Below are 15,679 nucleotides of genomic sequence, written 5' to 3'. Positions count from 1 at the left end.
AGTTAACGTCGTGGCTAGTGTATGTCATCCGCAGTTAGCACGGCAAACCAATTTTATGCCTTACCGGCCTGCAAGGAGCCAGTGATGAGAAGCGTTAAGGTCTATGAAGAAGCCTGGCCATTGCATACCCCGTTTGTGATTTCACGCGGCAGCCGTAGTGAGGCCTGCGTGGTTGTGGTTGAATGTGAAGAGGATGGCGTGAAAGGTGTCGGCGAATGTACCCCTTATCCTCGTTACGGAGAAAGTCTGGCGTCAGTCATGGCGCAAATTATGACGGTAGTTCCCGAATTGCAGGCGGGACTGACGCGGGAGGCTCTTCAGCAGCGGTTGCCGGCCGGCGCGGCACGCAACGCGATTGACTGCGCGCTCTGGAGCCTGGAAGCGGCGAAACGACAAAAACCGCTGCCTTCGCTGCTGGACGTTACGCTGCCGCAATCGATCGTCACTGCGCAAACGGTGGTCATCGGTGAACCAGAGCAAATGGCCGCCAGCGCTCAGGCGTTGTATGCCACCGGTGCAACATTATTAAAGGTGAAGCTCGACGATCGTCTGATTAGCGAACGCATGGTCGCCATTCGTGCGGCGGTGCCTGAAGCCACCCTTATCGTCGATGCGAACGAATCCTGGCATAGCGAAGGGCTGGCAGCCCGTTGTCAGCTGCTTGCCGATCTGGGCGTTGCCATGCTGGAGCAACCCCTCCCGGCAGAGGACGATGCCGCGCTGGCAAATTTTATTCATCCGCTTCCCGTCTGTGCAGATGAAAGCTGTCATACCCGTGAGAGTCTGTCAGCCCTCAGGGGACGCTATGAAATGGTGAACATTAAGCTGGATAAAACGGGTGGGTTAACCGAGGCCCTTGCCCTGGTAAAAGATGCGCAGGCGCAAGGCTTTACTCTGATGCTGGGCTGTATGTTGTGCACGTCCAGAGCGATCGGCGCAGCACTCCCGCTGGTGAACAGCGTGCGTTTTGCCGATCTGGACGGCCCAACCTGGCTGGCGGTTGACGTGTCACCCGCCCTGAATTTTACCTCTGGCGTACTTCATCTTTGAGGCTGCCAGCGCAGGAGATCTGTCATCGCCCGCAGGTATTTTTCGCTCGCTTCATCCGAGGAGATGGGCGGAAACTCTGCGGTGATACAGTGAAGGCTGAGGTCCGCGCACCAGCTGCCAAACGAGCCGGGTGTTTCATAGCCAACGCTGCTCACCAGGGGTAGAGCAAACGCATCCGCCAGCCACTCCCCGAGCGCCGTATGACGAGGATCTTCTATACAGGCGAGGGGATCGTGGAAAGAGACAACCCAGGCCGGGCGGATCTTATGAATAAGCTGGCACAACGCCTGAGTCTCCGGTTCGGAGCCGGGTTTGTCTCCCGTGAGCAGGACCACATCTCGTTCCTGCGCCGAACTGTTCCAGCGATATACCGTTTCACCGGCGCGCCAGTTTGCCGCCGGGAAGTTCCTGTTAAGGTCAACGCCTCGTGCATTCGCCCGTAATCCAAGCTGGCAACCGTCCGGGTTGACGGTCAAAATCACATGATGACGTCGCAAATCGGGAGCCAGCGTACGTAGCGCGCACGAGAGCGTCACGACAGACGAGTTTTCATCGCCATGCGTGCCCGCCATGATTAAGCCGCTATTGCGGTCGGCCTCGGGCGCCGGAAACCAGATCAACGGCGCGCCTAAAAACGAGCGGCCATAATGTTCAGTTCCGGGCGGGAAGGCACCGCGTTCCGTTCTTGGTCGGGTAGTTGCCATAGTAAACCCTGATGAAGAAGTCACTTCTGGCAGTGTTGTGCAAAAACCGCTGTTAATCAAATAGTTTTCCGTTTGCGGGAAAAAATGCCTGATATCAACTTTCCGGATGAAGTATTTGCATTTCTCCGTTTCGAAACAAATAATTACGCATCTGCCTGTTACCTGACATCTTTAAGGGGATCGTATGAAGCATCCTGTTTCGCTTCTTTGTACTGCGCTGTGGCTGTGCGGGCTTTCTTCAGTTTCATATGCTGCGGAGGTTCCCGGGGGAACGGTGCTGGCGCAAAAACAAGAGCTGGTTCGACACATCAAAGACGAGCCCGCTTCGCTCGATCCGGCAAAAGCGGTGGGATTGCCGGAGATACAGGTGATCCGCGATCTTTATGAAGGGCTGGTGAATCAGAATGAAAAAGGGGAATTAGTTCCCGGCGTGGCGACGCGCTGGCAGAGCAATGACAACCGCGTCTGGACGTTCACGTTGCGGGATAACGCTAAGTGGTCTGACGGTACCCCGGTGACGGCACAAGATTTTGTCTATAGCTGGCGTCGTCTGGTTGATCCTAAAACAACGTCACCTTTCGCCTGGTTTGCGGCGCTGGCGGGCATTAACAATGCGCAAGCGATTATCGACGGCAAAGCTGCTCCCGATACGCTCGGCGTGACGGCGGTGGATGCTAAAACGCTGCGCGTGCAGCTGGACAAACCGCTGCCCTGGTTCAGTAATCTGACGGCTAACTTCGCGTTTTATCCTGTTCAAAAGGCCAATGTGGAAAGCGGTAAGGAATGGACGCGCCCTGGCGCGCTCATTGGCAACGGTGCGTATGTACTGAAAGATCGCGTGGTGAATGAAAAACTGGTGGTTGAGCCGAATTCTCACTACTGGGATAACGCCAGGACGGTGTTAAAAAAAGTCACCTTTGTGCCGATCAACCAGGAGTCCTCAGCGACCAAACGCTATCTGGCGGGCGATATCGACATTACAGAATCGTTTCCGAAAAATATGTACCAGAAGCTGCTTAAAGATATTCCGGGAGAGGTATATACACCGCCACAGCTTGGGACCTATTACTACGCGTTTAACACGCAAAAAGGCCCAACCGCGGATGCCCGTGTGCGTCTCGCGCTCAGCATGACTATCGACAGACGTATTATGGCCGAAAAAGTCCTGGGGACCGGTGAGAAACCGGCCTGGCATTTTACTCCTGATGTCACTGCGGGCTTTACGCCGGAAACCTCGCCATTTGAGCTGATGTCGCAGCAGGAGCTGAATGCCCAGGCGAAAACGTTATTGCAGGCGGCAGGCTATGGTCCACAGCGCCCCCTTAAATTAACGCTGCTGTACAACACGTCTGAAAACCACCAGAAAATCGCGATTGCCGTTGCATCTATGTGGAAGAAAAATCTGGGCGTTGAGGTTAAGTTGCAGAATCAGGAGTGGAAAACCTACATCGACAGCCGCAATACGGGGAATTTTGACGTTATCCGTGCATCGTGGGTAGGGGACTACAACGAGCCGTCGACATTCCTGTCGTTGCTGACCTCCTCCCACAGCGGGAATATCTCACGATTCAACGATCCTGCTTACGATAAGATTATTCATCAGGCGACGCTCGAAACCACTGAAAAAGCGCGTAATGCCGACTACAACATGGCCGAGAAGATCCTCACCGAGAAAGCACCGATTGCCCCTATATATCAGTACACCAATGGCCGTCTCATCAAGCCCTGGGTTAAAGGTTATCCGATAAATAACCCAGAGGATGTTGCGTACAGTCGTACAATGTATATTGAAAAGCACTAAAAAATCAGACTAAGGCGCTGCGTGGTTAAGATCATTATCTATTAACCGCATAAGCGCCCGAGTCCCTGGGTTAAAAGTTTACTGTCTGGTTATTACCTGCTTTCCCTTCGTTTCGTCCCATTAATTATTGTGCTGATGAATATCTTCACAGCAATTCTTCTTCTGGTTTATCGAAAAGCGCGCAGTCATCTTCTCGCCATTTCTGTAGCAGCATCATCATTGCTAATTCAATATTAAATTTATCCGTTATAGGATTTTTTCATATTCATACCATTTATTTTATTAAGGCGTTATCTCTCTACGCTGTTAATGATTGTGTTAAAAAGTGCATTGATATAAAACAATTATAACACTCCACGGTATGATGAAATCACTATTCCCGATCGGATCAGCGGCTCCTGAAAAAATATTGTGAATAAATAGTTGATATTTGCTGCCAGTCATTTATGTCTGGCAATTATGAATTCATCAATTTAGTGGAATATTCTTAAGAAAAGTCCAATAGCAGATCTTTGATCTGGGAAGTTGATTTTTAATGAGTTTTTGCTCTAATATGGTTTTGTAAAGAAACGTCACTCACTTAACATTTATTTCTTTTAAAGAAAGGGACTGCTATGGCCGATTCATTCCAGAATGAGGTGCCCAAGGCACGCATAAACTTAAAGCTGGCTCTGCATACAGGTGGCGCGCAGAAGAAAATCGAACTGCCGCTCAAACTTCTCACCGTCGGTGATTTCAGTAATGGAAAAGAGAATCGCCCATTATCGGAAAGGAAGAAAATTAACGTCAATAAAATTAACTTCAACAGCGTACTTTCGGAATTTAACCCGGAAGTGAATCTGACGGTTCCTAACACGATGGCCGGGGATGGTTCGGAAGAAAGCATAAAACTGAATTTCTCCGATATTAAGGATTTCGAACCTGAACAGGTGGCCCGCCAGATCCCCCAGCTCCGCGCCATGCTGGCCATGCGTAATTTATTACGCGATCTCAAATCCAATCTCCTTGATAACGCCACTTTCAGAAAAGAACTCGAGAAAATTCTTAAAGATCCGGCGCTGTCTCAGGAATTACGCGACGAAATGAGTGCACTGGCCCCGAAATAAGCGGCATGTGTCATTTAATGGATTAACCGGGAATATGCTGATGTCTGTGAATACTGAAACCGCCTCCGCGCAGGGGCAGACCACCGTACTGGAAAAAGAAGGCGTTTACGCCTCCCTGTTTGAAAAAATCAACCTGACCCCGGCCTCCAGCCTGGGCGATATCAATGCGTTTCTGGATGACGCCGCGCTTTCTGACGCGCCGGCGGGTGAACGCCTGACGGCGGCGATGCAGGTGTTTATGGACTGCATCCGCAAATCCGGTCAGCCGGTGGAGAAGCTCGACAAAACGCTGATTGACCACCATATCGCGGAGCTGGATTTCCAGATCAGCCGCCAGCTGGATGCGGTGATGCATCACGCTGAATTCCAGAAGGTTGAATCCCTGTGGCGCGGCCTGAAGCAGCTGGTGGACAACACCGACTACCGCCAGAACGTGAAAACCGAAATTCTGGATGTGGCGAAAGAAGATCTGCGTCAGGACTTTGAAGACGCGCCGGAGCTTATTCAGAGCGGCCTCTACTGGCACACCTATACCGCCGAATACGACACCCCGGGCGGCGAGCCAATCGGTTCGGTCATCTCTTCTTACGAATTTGACGCCAGCCCGCAGGACGTGGCGCTGCTGCGCAGCATCTCCAAAGTCTCTGCCGCCGCGCATATGCCATTCATCGGCTCCGTGGGCCCGAAATTCTTCCTGAAAGACTCCATGGAAGAGGTTGCTGCAATTAAGGATATAGGCAACTACTTCGACCGCGCGGAATACATCAAGTGGAAATCCTTCCGCGACACCGATGACGCCCGCTACATCGGCCTCGTGATGCCGCGCGTGCTGGGGCGTCTGCCGTATGGCCCGGACACCGTACCTGTACGCAGCTTTAACTACGTTGAGCAGGTGAAAGGCCCGGATCACGAGAAATACCTGTGGACCAGCGCGTCGTTCTCCTTCGCGTCAAACATGGTGAAGAGCTTCATTAATAACGGCTGGTGCGTGCAGATCCGTGGCCCGCAGGCGGGCGGGGCGGTGAAAGATCTGCCTATTCATCTGTACGATCTGCGTACCGGCAACCAGGTGAAAATTCCGTCTGAGGTGATGATCCCGGAGACCCGCGAGTTTGAGTTCGCTAACCTCGGCTTTATCCCGCTCTCGTATTACAAAAACCGCGACTATGCCTGCTTCTTCTCGGCGAACTCCGCGCAGAAACCGGCGCTGTACGACACCGCCGATGCCACGGCCAACAGCCGCATCAACGCACGTCTGCCGTACATCTTCCTGCTGTCGCGTATTGCGCACTACCTGAAGCTCATCCAGCGCGAAAACATCGGCACCACGAAGGACCGCCGTCTGCTGGAGCTGGAGCTGAATACCTGGGTGAAAGGACTGGTCACGGAAATGACCGATCCGGGCGACGAATTGCAGGCCTCTCATCCGCTGCGTGACGCCAGGGTGGTGGTGGAAGATATCGAGGACAACCCGGGCTTCTTCCGCGTGAAGCTGTTTGCGGTGCCGCACTTCCAGGTGGAAGGGATGGACGTGAACCTGTCTCTGGTGAGCCAGATGCCGAAAGCGAAAGCGTAACGTAAGGCAGGAAGCATGAAAACGGAACAACCGTTATGGGGCAGGGGCCAGATGGTCTCTCCCCAGCACTTCCAGCAACAGGCCGCCTATGCGGCCTGGTCTGCGGAATGTATCGCCCGACTGGGTCTCTCCCATCCCTGGGGGGTGATTAATGCCACTTTCGAACCGGATGTACTGAAGTTCGGCCGTCTACAGGCCCGTCATCTGCACCTCCGGTTCCCTGACGGGACATTAATCGATACGGATAATGCTGACGACCTGCCACCGGTGCTGGCGCTTGAGAGTGAAACACAGGACGTGGTGGTGGTTCTGGCTCTTCCGCTGCTGCGCGCGAATGGTGGCAACTGCCTTAAGCCAGATGAGTTAGCCGCGCGGCCTGTTCGCTATCGCCAGCGTTGGCGGGATGTCCGCAACCTTTTTGGCGATGACACCCGTCAGATTGCAGTGATGCGGCCAGAGCTGACGTTACGATTTGCCCATCAGAACAACAGCGATTACCTGACCTGTCCGGTTGCCCGCCTGCAACAAGATTCGCAGGGGTACTGGGCGCTTGATGAAACATACCTTCCGCCGCTGCTGGCGTTGCTGGGCAGCCGCTGGCTGATGACCCAGCTGGAGCAACTGTTGACGCAACTGCGAGCCCGTCTGGGCCGCCTGATGGACATGCGCCGGGAAAGTAATGAGCGCATGGCCGATTTTGCCGTAGCCGATGTTTCATTGTTCTGGCTGCTCAATGCCCTGAACAGTGCTGAGCCCGTGCTGGGTCAGTTTCAGCGCCACCCGCAAAGCCCGCCTGAGCGTCTCTATCCGGAGCTGGCACGGCTTGCAGGCAGCCTGTTGACATTCTCGCTGGAGCATCAGGTCAGTGCGATCCCGGAATGGCAGCATGAGCAGCTAAATAACGTCTTCCCACCACTGTTTGATTTACTTGGCGATCTTCTGGAAGCCAGCCTGCCATCGCGGGTGGTGGCGATTGAGCTTGTGCGTGATGACCGACTTCACTTCTGGCAGGCCCGTCTGCATGATCCACGTCTGCGCGAAGGCGCTGATTATTACCTCTCCGTGCGTTCACCGATGCCGGTGGCACAATTGCAGGAGCAGTTCCCGCGCCAGTGCAAGGTCGGCAGTCCCGAACATGTCAGGAGTATCGTCAATTCATCGCGGGTGGGCGTCCCTCTGATGCCGCTGCGCCATGTGCCTGCAGCCATTCCACTACGTCTGGAAAATCAGTATTTCAGCCTTGATGTCTCTCATCCCCTGGCCATCGAAATGTTCCAGAGCGGCACCTGTATGTTTTACGTTCCGGGAATGCTCGCCGAGCCTGAACTTGAACTCTTTGCGGTACTGAGAACATGAATGATCGTAAACGCGCTACTGCCGCGTTCATTGATATTGATGCCCTGTTACAGGACACCTGGCTACAGGTGATCAGTCTGCGTCACGGTCCGACATTCCAGGACGGGGAAGGGCATACGCTTTGGGAGCGCTGCATTGACGATGTCGGGCGTGTGCAGCGAGAACTGAAAGCGAGGGAGCTCGATGAAGTCAGCTGCCAGCATATTCTTACGGCACAGTGTGCGCTGCTTGATGAGGCAGTCAAAGGTCGCGGTGTGGAGGATGACGCCTGTATACAGTGGTATGACATTCCTCTACAGGGATACTTCCTTGGCACCATGGACGCCGGTGACACATTATGCGATCTGATGCGTGATGTGCTGCGTGAACCGGCTCCTGATCACGCCGTTGTGACCTGCTTCCAACGAGTCATGATGCTCGGATTCCTCGGCAACTTCCGCTCCCTGAACGATCCTGAGCGGCAGAAACTCATGAATGCACTTAATGAATATGTTGCGCCGTTCAGCTATTCACAACCCTATCCCGCTCTGGCGGAAAGCCATGCCGGACGGGGTATAGGGGGGTGGCTGGCATCATGGCCCGTGCGCATTGGCCTGAGTGTGGTGGTGGTCCTCTCATTATGGTGGGGACTGGATTGCTGGCTGGATCAGACACTGCTTACCCTGCTGCCGGGAGCCGTGAAATGAGCCCTGCACAACAGCGCGGGCTTGCGCTCTGGGCTGCCCTGCTGAGTGCAGTGGTCTGCCTGTGGTTTCTGCCAGCATCCCGGCTGGTTTCCGCTCTCGTCCTGCTGGCGGTACTGGGGCTAACCATGGCGTTCTGGGCTGTCGCCTGCCGTCGCGTGCAGCACGATTTCACCCTGTGTCTGGAGGACCTGCCTGAAGCCAATTATTGCCAGCCTGTGGTACTGGTCTGTGGCGATCTTCCGCTTGCCTGGCCGCATCAGTCACCTGTGCTTACTGTCACGCAGGGCTGCTGGATCCGTGTGGAGGATCATCTGGAACTGGAGCAAGCCGCCCGTCAGATACTGTGGTTGCGCCCCGACTGGGGACGTCAGCTGTCTGTGATGGTCAGTGTTTGTCCGCAGCAGCACCCTGACAGTGAGCGCCTTACCAGTCGTTTGCTTGCCCTGCGCTGGCAGATTAGTCGGTTGCGTAAAGCAACCGGCCATTCTGTGCCACTGGTTCTGAATGGACAGGTCGGCAGTGCGATGATGAATGACATGCTCTGGCAGACGGCGATCCTGGGGGAAGGGGTAAAGGTCTGGAGTGGGACTTCAGCGCCTGGCTCAGTTGCTGAATGGGTTAATATTGGCGGAACGCCTGCGATTCAGCAACAAGTGCTGATGAACAGCCTGATGAACTGGTTCCAACAGCACGTCCAGGCTGTCCTTATGGATGAAAACCCTGATATTCCTGTCATTGAACCTGTTGCGGTTCTGTGGGGATTGGGTCCGATCCTGGCCGGAAGCATGGCCACCTCTGTCTGGACAGCGTGGTTGTCCCGCCATACTGCGATGCAGCAGGTGTCTGGCTGGCAGCCGGCGGGAACGGACAGTACGGTTATTTCCCTGTTCCCGAATTTTGTCCTCCCTTTACTGCCAGAAGGACGAGGCCTGACACCGCATGGACGAACCTGGCGCGGTGCGCTCGGAATCTTCACGCTGGCGACCATTGCTGCGCTACTCAGCAGTGGCTGGAATAATCGCCAGCTGCTGCAACGCGTAAGCTTCGATATTGCACGCTATGAACGTATACCGATGAATGACTCCGGGCCGAAAGCTGGCGCCGTTGCCGTGCTGCGCGAGGATGCGGCATTGCTGGACGACCATGCACGTAACGGCGTACCGGCCCGGCTGAGTCTGGGCCTGTATCAGGGCGGACGTCTGCGTATGCCAGTGCTGAATGCGATTCGCTCTTATGTGCCTCCGTCTCCGCCGCCTGAACCGGAACTCAAACCGGCACCGAAAATTGTCCGCCTCGACAGCATGTCGCTGTTCGATACCGGAAAGTGGGCGCTTAAACCCGCCTCAACGAAGCTGCTGGTGAACTCGCTGGTGGGGATTAAGGCAAAGCCCGGCTGGCTGATTGTGGTGGCGGGCCATACCGACAGCACCGGTGACGACAAATCCAACCAGCTACTTTCCCTTAAGCGTGCGGAGTCGGTGCGCAACTGGATGCGTGATACCGGCGACGTGCCGGAGAGCTGTTTTGCGGTGCAGGGCTATGGCGAAAGCCGTCCTGTCGCCACCAACGACACGGCTGAAGGCCGGGCGCTGAACCGCCGTGTCGAAATCAGCCTGGTGCCGCAGGCGAACGCCTGCCAGATGCCGGGCAACACCCGTGCGCCATCGCAGGATGATGGCACATTAAAAAATGAAATGGAGAAATAACATGGCAATTCCAGTCTATCTGTGGCTGAAGGACGACGGCGGCGCGGACATCAAAGGGTCTGTGGACGTTCAGGACCGCGAGGGCAGTATCGAAGTGGTGGCGCAGGAGCATAACCTGTACATCCCGACCGACAACAACACCGGCAAGCTGACCGGCACGCGTATCCACACGCCGTTCCTGTTCACCAAGGAAATCGATTCGTCCAGCCCGTACCTGTACAAGGCGGTGACCACCGGCCAGACCCTGAAATCGGCTGAGTTCAAATGGTACAGAATCAACGACGCGGGCCAGGAAGTGGAATACTTCAACACCAGACTGGAAAACGTAAAAGTGGTGAAAGTGAATCCTGAAATGTACGACATCAAGGACCCTTCCAAAGAGAAGCACAATCACCTTGAGCGTGTGGAACTGCGCTACGAAAAAATCACCTGGACCTACAAAGACGGCAACATCATTCATTCCGATTCCTGGAACGAACGCGCCACTGCGTAAGTCGCATGCGGACAGGGCCCTGTCCGCAGTTTTTTGCACAGCGTCTGTATGCACGGACGCTGTGCAAAGAAAAACACAATCTGCCTGCCTGACCTGATGCGCTTTGGGTTCCTGAATGACAGGGAGCAGCGACGGGCGGTAGCGTGCCCGGAACTGATAAAGAGAGAGTCTCATGGAAAATCCAGCCGTTCTGTTACGCCGTCTAAATCCTTACTGTGCCCGCGCGATGGAAGGGGCCGCTTCCCTGTGCCAGACCCGCGCCCATGCGGAAATCCTGCCAGAGCACTGGCTGCTGAAGCTGCTGGAGCAGGGCGAGGGCGACCTGACCGTGCTGGCGCGACGCTACGAATGGGATATGGATACGATATGGCAGGATATGCTGGCATTTCTCGACACGCTGCCCCGTTCGGTACGCAGCCGTCCGCAGCTCTCCGACAGCATTCAGACCCTGATGCAGGACGCCTGGCTGCACGCCTCGCTGTCGGGGGAGGAGCATATCCGCAGCATTCACCTCCTGATGGCTCTGGTGGAAAAACCGAAACTGCTGCGCTGCGACGGCCTGTGGCCGCTGCTGACGCTGGCGCAGAGCCAGCTTGAGCGCCTGCGTGGACTTCTGGATGCGCAGTCGGATGAACGCCCGGAGGTGCAGCAGGAAGCGGAGCTTGCGCAGGGCGACGAGGTGGAGTTTGTCGGCCGTCCGGTGAGTGCGGATATAAAAGGAGAGCTGAACCCGGCGTTGCAGAATGCGCTGGACAGGTTCACCCTCGACGTCACCGCCCGCGCCCGCGAAGGCAGAATCGACCCGGTGTTCGGCCGCGACAATGAAATCCGCCAGATGGTGGACATCCTCTCACGTCGGCGCAAGAACAACCCGATTCTGGTCGGCGAGCCGGGCGTCGGCAAGACCGCCCTGGTGGAAGGGCTGGCGCTGCGCATTGCCGGAGGCAACGTCCCGGAGAGCCTGAAACCCGTCGCCGTGCGCACCCTTGACCTCGGCCTGTTACAGGCCGGGGCGGGCGTGAAGGGGGAATTCGAGCAGCGCCTGAAAAACATCATTGAGGCGGTGCAGCAGTCCCCGCTGCCTGTTCTGCTCTTCATTGACGAGGCCCACACCATTATCGGCGCCGGCAACCAGGCGGGCGGCGCGGATGCCGCCAACCTTCTGAAACCGGCGCTCGCCCGCGGTGAGCTCAGAACCATCGCCGCCACCACCTGGAGCGAGTACAAACAGTATTTCGAGCGCGACGCCGCGCTGGAGCGTCGTTTCCAGATGGTTAAAGTTGATGAGCCGGACGACGACACCGCCTGCCTGATGCTGCGCGGACTCAAGTCACGCTACGCGGAACACCATGGCGTGCACATTACCGATGAAGCGGTCAGGGCGGCGGTCACCCTGTCCAGACGCTATCTGACCGGACGCCAGCTTCCGGACAAGGCGGTGGATTTGCTGGACACGGCTTCGGCCCGCGTGCGTATGAGCCTGGATACGGTGCCGGAACCGCTGACCCGCATGAAGGCGCAGCTCACGGCACTGGCGATGGAGAAGCAGGCGCTGCTGGAGGATATCGCGGTGGGCAACACCGCTCCCGGTGAACGTATGGCTGCCATTGAGCAGGACGAAGTCCGCATCATCGTGGAACTCGACGCACTGGAAACGCAGTACGGCCAGGAGCTGAAGCTGACGGAACAACTGCTTGCCTGCCGCACGGATACCTCCCGTCAGGGGGAAATTGCGGACCTTCAGATGCAGCTTACTGCCGTGCAGCAGAATACCCCGCTGCTGGGGCTGGACGTGGACGCGCGCACCGTCGCCACCGTTATCGCCGACTGGACCGGCGTGCCGCTCTCCTCGTTAATGAAGGACGAGCAGACCGAGCTGCTGAGCCTGGAAGAGAGCCTGGCCACACGCGTGGTGGGCCAGGACGCGGCGCTGAACGCCATTGCGCAGCGCCTGCGCGCCGCCAAAACCGGCCTCGCGCCGGAGAACGGCCCGCAGGGCGTGTTCCTGCTTGTGGGGCCGAGCGGCACCGGCAAAACCGAGACCGCGCTGGCGCTGGCCGATGAACTGTTCGGCGGCGAGAAGTCCCTTATCACCATCAACCTTTCGGAATACCAGGAGCCACACACCGTCTCGCAGCTTAAGGGCTCACCGCCGGGCTACGTGGGTTACGGCCAGGGCGGCATTCTGACCGAAGCCGTCAGGAAACGCCCGTACAGCGTGGTGCTGCTCGATGAGGTCGAGAAAGCGCACCGGGACGTGATGAACCTCTTCTACCAGGTGTTTGACCGGGGCTTCATGCGCGACGGCGAGGGGCGCGAAATCGACTTCCGCAACACGGTGATCCTGATGACCTCCAACCTCGGCAGCGACCACATCATGCAGATGCTGGATGAACAGCCGGAGGCGACAGAGCCGGACCTGCATGAACTGCTGCGTCCTGTCCTGCGGGACCACTTCCAGTCCGCGCTGCTGGCGCGCTTCCAGACGGTGATTTACCGTCCGCTGGCACAGGCTGCGATGCGCACGATTGTCGGGATGAAGCTGAATCAGGTGAGCAAACGCCTGGCACGGCATTACGGTATGAAGACCGATATCCACGAAAGCCTGTACGACGCGCTGACGGCCGGCTGCCTGCTGCCGGATACCGGGGCGCGCAATGTCGACAGCCTGCTCAACCAGCAGATTCTGCCTGTCCTGAGCCAGCAACTGCTGAGCCATATGGCAGCGGGGCAGAAGCCGCATACCCTGACGCTCGGCTGGAGTGAGGAAGAGGGCATAGTGCTCGAGTTTGATCGGACAGAAGGTGAGCATGCATGAGCAGTAATCTTCCCTTACGATTCAGCCACAGCCATCACCTGCTGTCGGTGAAGGACTGCGACGCAGGGCTTGATGTGCTTGCCTTTGAGGGCGATGAAGCCCTGAGCAAACCCTTCCGCTACCGTGCTGAATTCACCAGCGCGGATCATGCCATCAGCAAAGAAATGATGCTGATGAAAGCGGCTTCCCTGACGCTTCAGGCCCCGGTAGACCAGGGTTACGGTATCAAAATACAGCAGCCGGTGCGGGTGATTCAGGGCGTGGTGACCGGTTTTGAACGCCTCAGCACGTCAAAAGATGAAACCCGCTACGCCCTGACGCTTGAGCCGCGTCTGGCGCTGCTCGACCGCTCGCACCAGAACGCGATTTACCAGGACATGTCGGTTCCGCAGATTGTGGAGAAAATCCTGCGCGAACGTCACGGCATGCGTGGCCAGGATTTTCTGTTCTCACTCTCAAAAGAGTATCCGCGCCGTGAACAGGTGATGCAGTACGGAGAGGACGACCTGCACTTTATCACCCGCCTGCTGGGTGAGGTCGGTATCTGGTTCCGCTTCACCACTGACACGCGCCTCAACATTGACGTGGTGGAGTTTTACGACAGCCAGCAGGGGTATGAAAAAGGCCTGACGCTGCCGTCGGTACCGCCATCGGGCCAGCATTCGAAAGGCGTGGATTCAGTCTGGGGAATGGAATGCCATCACAATGTGGTGCAGAAGGAGGTCAGCACCCGCGACTACAACTACCGTCAGGCCACGCAGGACATGAACGCCCGGGTTGATGCGACCGGCGGGGATACCACCACCTGTGGTGAGGCCTATCATTACGGCGATAATTATCTGACGCAGGGAAGTGCGTATGACCGCAATCCGGCATCGGAGTCCGGGGCGTTTTATGCCCGCATCCGTCATGAGCGCTACCTGAATGGCCAGACGCAGACCGTTGCCTTCACCAGCTGCCCGGCCCTTTCACCGGGTATGCTGCTGACCGTCACCGGCGGGTACGAAGTGGCAGAAGTGTTTGCGCAGGGCGTGGTTGTCACGGCGATGCACAGCCATGCGCGGCGTGATGCGGACTTTTGCGTCAGGTTTGAGGGTATCCCGGACAGCGCGGACTTTTGCTTCCGCCCGGCGCCAGGCCGCCGCCCGGCGATGGCCGGTACCTTACCGGCCCGCGTCACCAGTACCACCGAAAATGACACCTACGGGCATATCGACAAAGACGGCCGCTACCGCGTCAATATGCTGTTTGACCGTGAGAACTGGGAGACCGGGTTCGAGAGCCTGTGGGTCCGTCAGTCCCGCCAGTATGCGGGGGACACCTACGGCCTGCACCTGCCGCTGCTGGCAGGCACCGAGGTGGCGATTGGTTTTGAGGACGGCAACCCGGACCGGCCGTACATTGCCGGTGTGCTGCACGACTCGGCGCACGGCGACCACGTCACCATCCGCAACTACAGACGTAACGTCCTGCGCACGCCAGCGAACAACAAAATCCGCCTGGACGACGAGCGCGGGAAAGAGCATATCAAGGTCAGTACGGAGTACGGCGGCAAGAGCCAGCTGAATCTCGGCCATCTGGTCGACAGTAATAAACAGCAGCGGGGGGAGGGTTTTGAACTCAGAACCGACAGCTGGGGTGCCATCCGGGCGCAGAGAGGACTATTCATCTCGGCGGACGGGCAGGCGAAAGCGCAGGGACTGCAGCGTGAAATGCAAGCTGCGCTCAAAGAACTTGACGCTGCCAGAGAGGTGACTTCTGGATTACGTCACGCTGCTCAAGCAGCCCAGGCGGAATTAGCCGATCTTGAGAAACAAACAATATTAATGAATCAGACGCTTAGCGATCTTAAGCAGCAAGCGTTACTTCTGTCTGCCCCTTCAGGAATTGCGCAGGTCACCCCAGCGAGCATCCAAGTCTCGGCAGGGGAAAATCTAATTGTTACCGCTGGTCAAAATGCAGACATTAGCATTGCTAAAAAATTGACTCTCGCAGTGGGCGATATTCTGAGCTTATTTGCACACAAACTGGGAATAAAAATGTATGCCTCGGAGGGCAAAGTAGACATTCAGGCACAGTCGGACGCGCTGAATTTATTTGCTAAAGAAAAGCTTTCCGTCGCCAGTTCAGACAACAGCGTTGTTATTTCAGCTAAAAAAGAAATCTTTTTGGTTTGTGGTGGGTCATTTATACGATTAAGTGATGCGGGGGTTGAAGTTGGTACTGGGAAAAACGTCACGTTGAAATGCATTGTGGTTCAACAGCAACCTGCGGCGACGTTAAATTCAACGCTTGTGCTACCTTCTGGCTGCAAACCCGGAATCATTTCTGCTGCCCAACAGCAAGGAGCTGTGGTGATGCTTAGCTAATGTTCGAGGAGTAA

At 56.5% G+C, this 15,679-nt stretch carries 11 protein-coding genes; 10 read left to right on the top strand and 1 reads right to left on the bottom strand.

Annotated features, from left to right (window positions below; translation table 11 throughout):
* The first annotated feature begins 84 nt into the window (after positions 1-84).
* On the top strand, positions 85-1,050 hold the full coding sequence (gene ycjG / locus G6Q29_RS01510) for an L-Ala-D/L-Glu epimerase (RefSeq protein ID WP_165464270.1): 966 nt from the start codon (positions 85-87) through the stop codon (positions 1,048-1,050).
* Here ycjG and mpaA read toward each other — a convergent pair.
* Entirely contained in the window at positions 1,041-1,754 is a 714-nt protein-coding gene (mpaA, locus tag G6Q29_RS01505; protein WP_165464269.1) for a murein tripeptide amidase MpaA, read from the bottom strand. The genes ycjG and mpaA overlap by 10 nt on opposite strands.
* 184 nt (positions 1,755-1,938) lie before the next feature.
* Here mpaA and G6Q29_RS01500 point away from each other — a divergent pair, with 184 nt between their 5' ends.
* From G6Q29_RS01500 to G6Q29_RS01460, 9 genes are all read left to right on the top strand, one after another.
* Positions 1,939-3,555, top strand: a complete 1,617-nt coding sequence (locus tag G6Q29_RS01500) for a peptide ABC transporter substrate-binding protein (protein ID WP_165464268.1) — start codon at positions 1,939-1,941, stop codon at positions 3,553-3,555.
* 614 nt (positions 3,556-4,169) lie between these two features.
* A complete protein-coding gene (gene tssB / locus G6Q29_RS01495; RefSeq protein WP_165464267.1) occupies positions 4,170-4,661 on the top strand; it encodes a type VI secretion system contractile sheath small subunit in 492 nt (163 codons plus the stop codon).
* Between the two features lie 40 nt (positions 4,662-4,701).
* Positions 4,702-6,237 (top strand): type VI secretion system contractile sheath large subunit, encoded by a 1,536-nt coding sequence (gene tssC / locus G6Q29_RS01490; protein WP_165464266.1) that lies wholly within the window; start codon positions 4,702-4,704, stop codon positions 6,235-6,237.
* A 15-nt stretch (positions 6,238-6,252) separates the two neighbouring features.
* Positions 6,253-7,593, top strand: coding sequence for a type VI secretion system baseplate subunit TssK (gene tssK, locus G6Q29_RS01485; protein ID WP_165464265.1), 1,341 nt, complete (start codon positions 6,253-6,255; stop codon positions 7,591-7,593).
* Complete coding sequence (gene tssL / locus G6Q29_RS01480) at positions 7,590-8,279, top strand: type VI secretion system protein TssL, short form (protein WP_165464264.1); 690 nt, start codon at positions 7,590-7,592, stop codon at positions 8,277-8,279. The genes tssK and tssL overlap by 4 nt, the downstream gene beginning before the upstream one ends.
* Positions 8,276-9,985, top strand: a complete 1,710-nt coding sequence (locus G6Q29_RS01475; RefSeq protein ID WP_165464263.1) for an OmpA family protein — start codon at positions 8,276-8,278, stop codon at positions 9,983-9,985. Before tssL ends, G6Q29_RS01475 begins: the two co-directional genes overlap by 4 nt.
* Position 9,986: 1 nt before the next feature.
* The gene (gene hcp / locus G6Q29_RS01470; protein WP_165464262.1) at positions 9,987-10,478 is read left to right on the top strand and encodes a type VI secretion system effector Hcp; all 492 of its coding nucleotides are present in this window, start codon (positions 9,987-9,989) and stop codon (positions 10,476-10,478) included.
* Positions 10,479-10,650: 172 nt separating this feature from the next.
* Positions 10,651-13,296: a type VI secretion system ATPase TssH gene (tssH, locus tag G6Q29_RS01465; protein ID WP_165464261.1), complete on the top strand. Its 2,646-nt coding sequence runs from the start codon at positions 10,651-10,653 to the stop codon at positions 13,294-13,296.
* A complete protein-coding gene (locus tag G6Q29_RS01460) occupies positions 13,293-15,665 on the top strand; it encodes a type VI secretion system Vgr family protein (RefSeq protein WP_165464260.1) in 2,373 nt (790 codons plus the stop codon). The genes tssH and G6Q29_RS01460 overlap by 4 nt, the downstream gene beginning before the upstream one ends.
* Positions 15,666-15,679: the final 14 nt, after the last annotated feature.

Source organism: Enterobacter cloacae, assembly GCF_011078175.1.
In the GTDB taxonomy this organism is placed as follows: Bacteria; Pseudomonadota; Gammaproteobacteria; order Enterobacterales; family Enterobacteriaceae; genus Enterobacter; species Enterobacter cloacae_Q.
The sequence above is the reverse complement of the archived record's forward strand: the minus strand, read 5'-3'. Positions and strand labels throughout refer to the sequence as shown.

Bases quoted from the DNA above. Each gene is read 5' to 3' on its own strand.
- ycjG (WP_165464270.1), top strand. From the start codon at position 85: ATGAGAAGCGTTAAGGTCTATGAAGAAGCCTGGCCATTGCATACCCCG.
- mpaA (WP_165464269.1), bottom strand. From the start codon at position 1,754: ATGGCAACTACCCGACCAAGAACGGAACGCGGTGCCTTCCCGCCCGGA.
- G6Q29_RS01500 (WP_165464268.1), top strand. From the start codon at position 1,939: ATGAAGCATCCTGTTTCGCTTCTTTGTACTGCGCTGTGGCTGTGCGGG.
- tssB (WP_165464267.1), top strand. From the start codon at position 4,170: ATGGCCGATTCATTCCAGAATGAGGTGCCCAAGGCACGCATAAACTTA.
- tssC (WP_165464266.1), top strand. From the start codon at position 4,702: ATGTCTGTGAATACTGAAACCGCCTCCGCGCAGGGGCAGACCACCGTA.
- tssK (WP_165464265.1), top strand. From the start codon at position 6,253: ATGAAAACGGAACAACCGTTATGGGGCAGGGGCCAGATGGTCTCTCCC.
- tssL (WP_165464264.1), top strand. From the start codon at position 7,590: ATGAATGATCGTAAACGCGCTACTGCCGCGTTCATTGATATTGATGCC.
- G6Q29_RS01475 (WP_165464263.1), top strand. From the start codon at position 8,276: ATGAGCCCTGCACAACAGCGCGGGCTTGCGCTCTGGGCTGCCCTGCTG.
- hcp (WP_165464262.1), top strand. From the start codon at position 9,987: ATGGCAATTCCAGTCTATCTGTGGCTGAAGGACGACGGCGGCGCGGAC.
- tssH (WP_165464261.1), top strand. From the start codon at position 10,651: ATGGAAAATCCAGCCGTTCTGTTACGCCGTCTAAATCCTTACTGTGCC.
- G6Q29_RS01460 (WP_165464260.1), top strand. From the start codon at position 13,293: ATGAGCAGTAATCTTCCCTTACGATTCAGCCACAGCCATCACCTGCTG.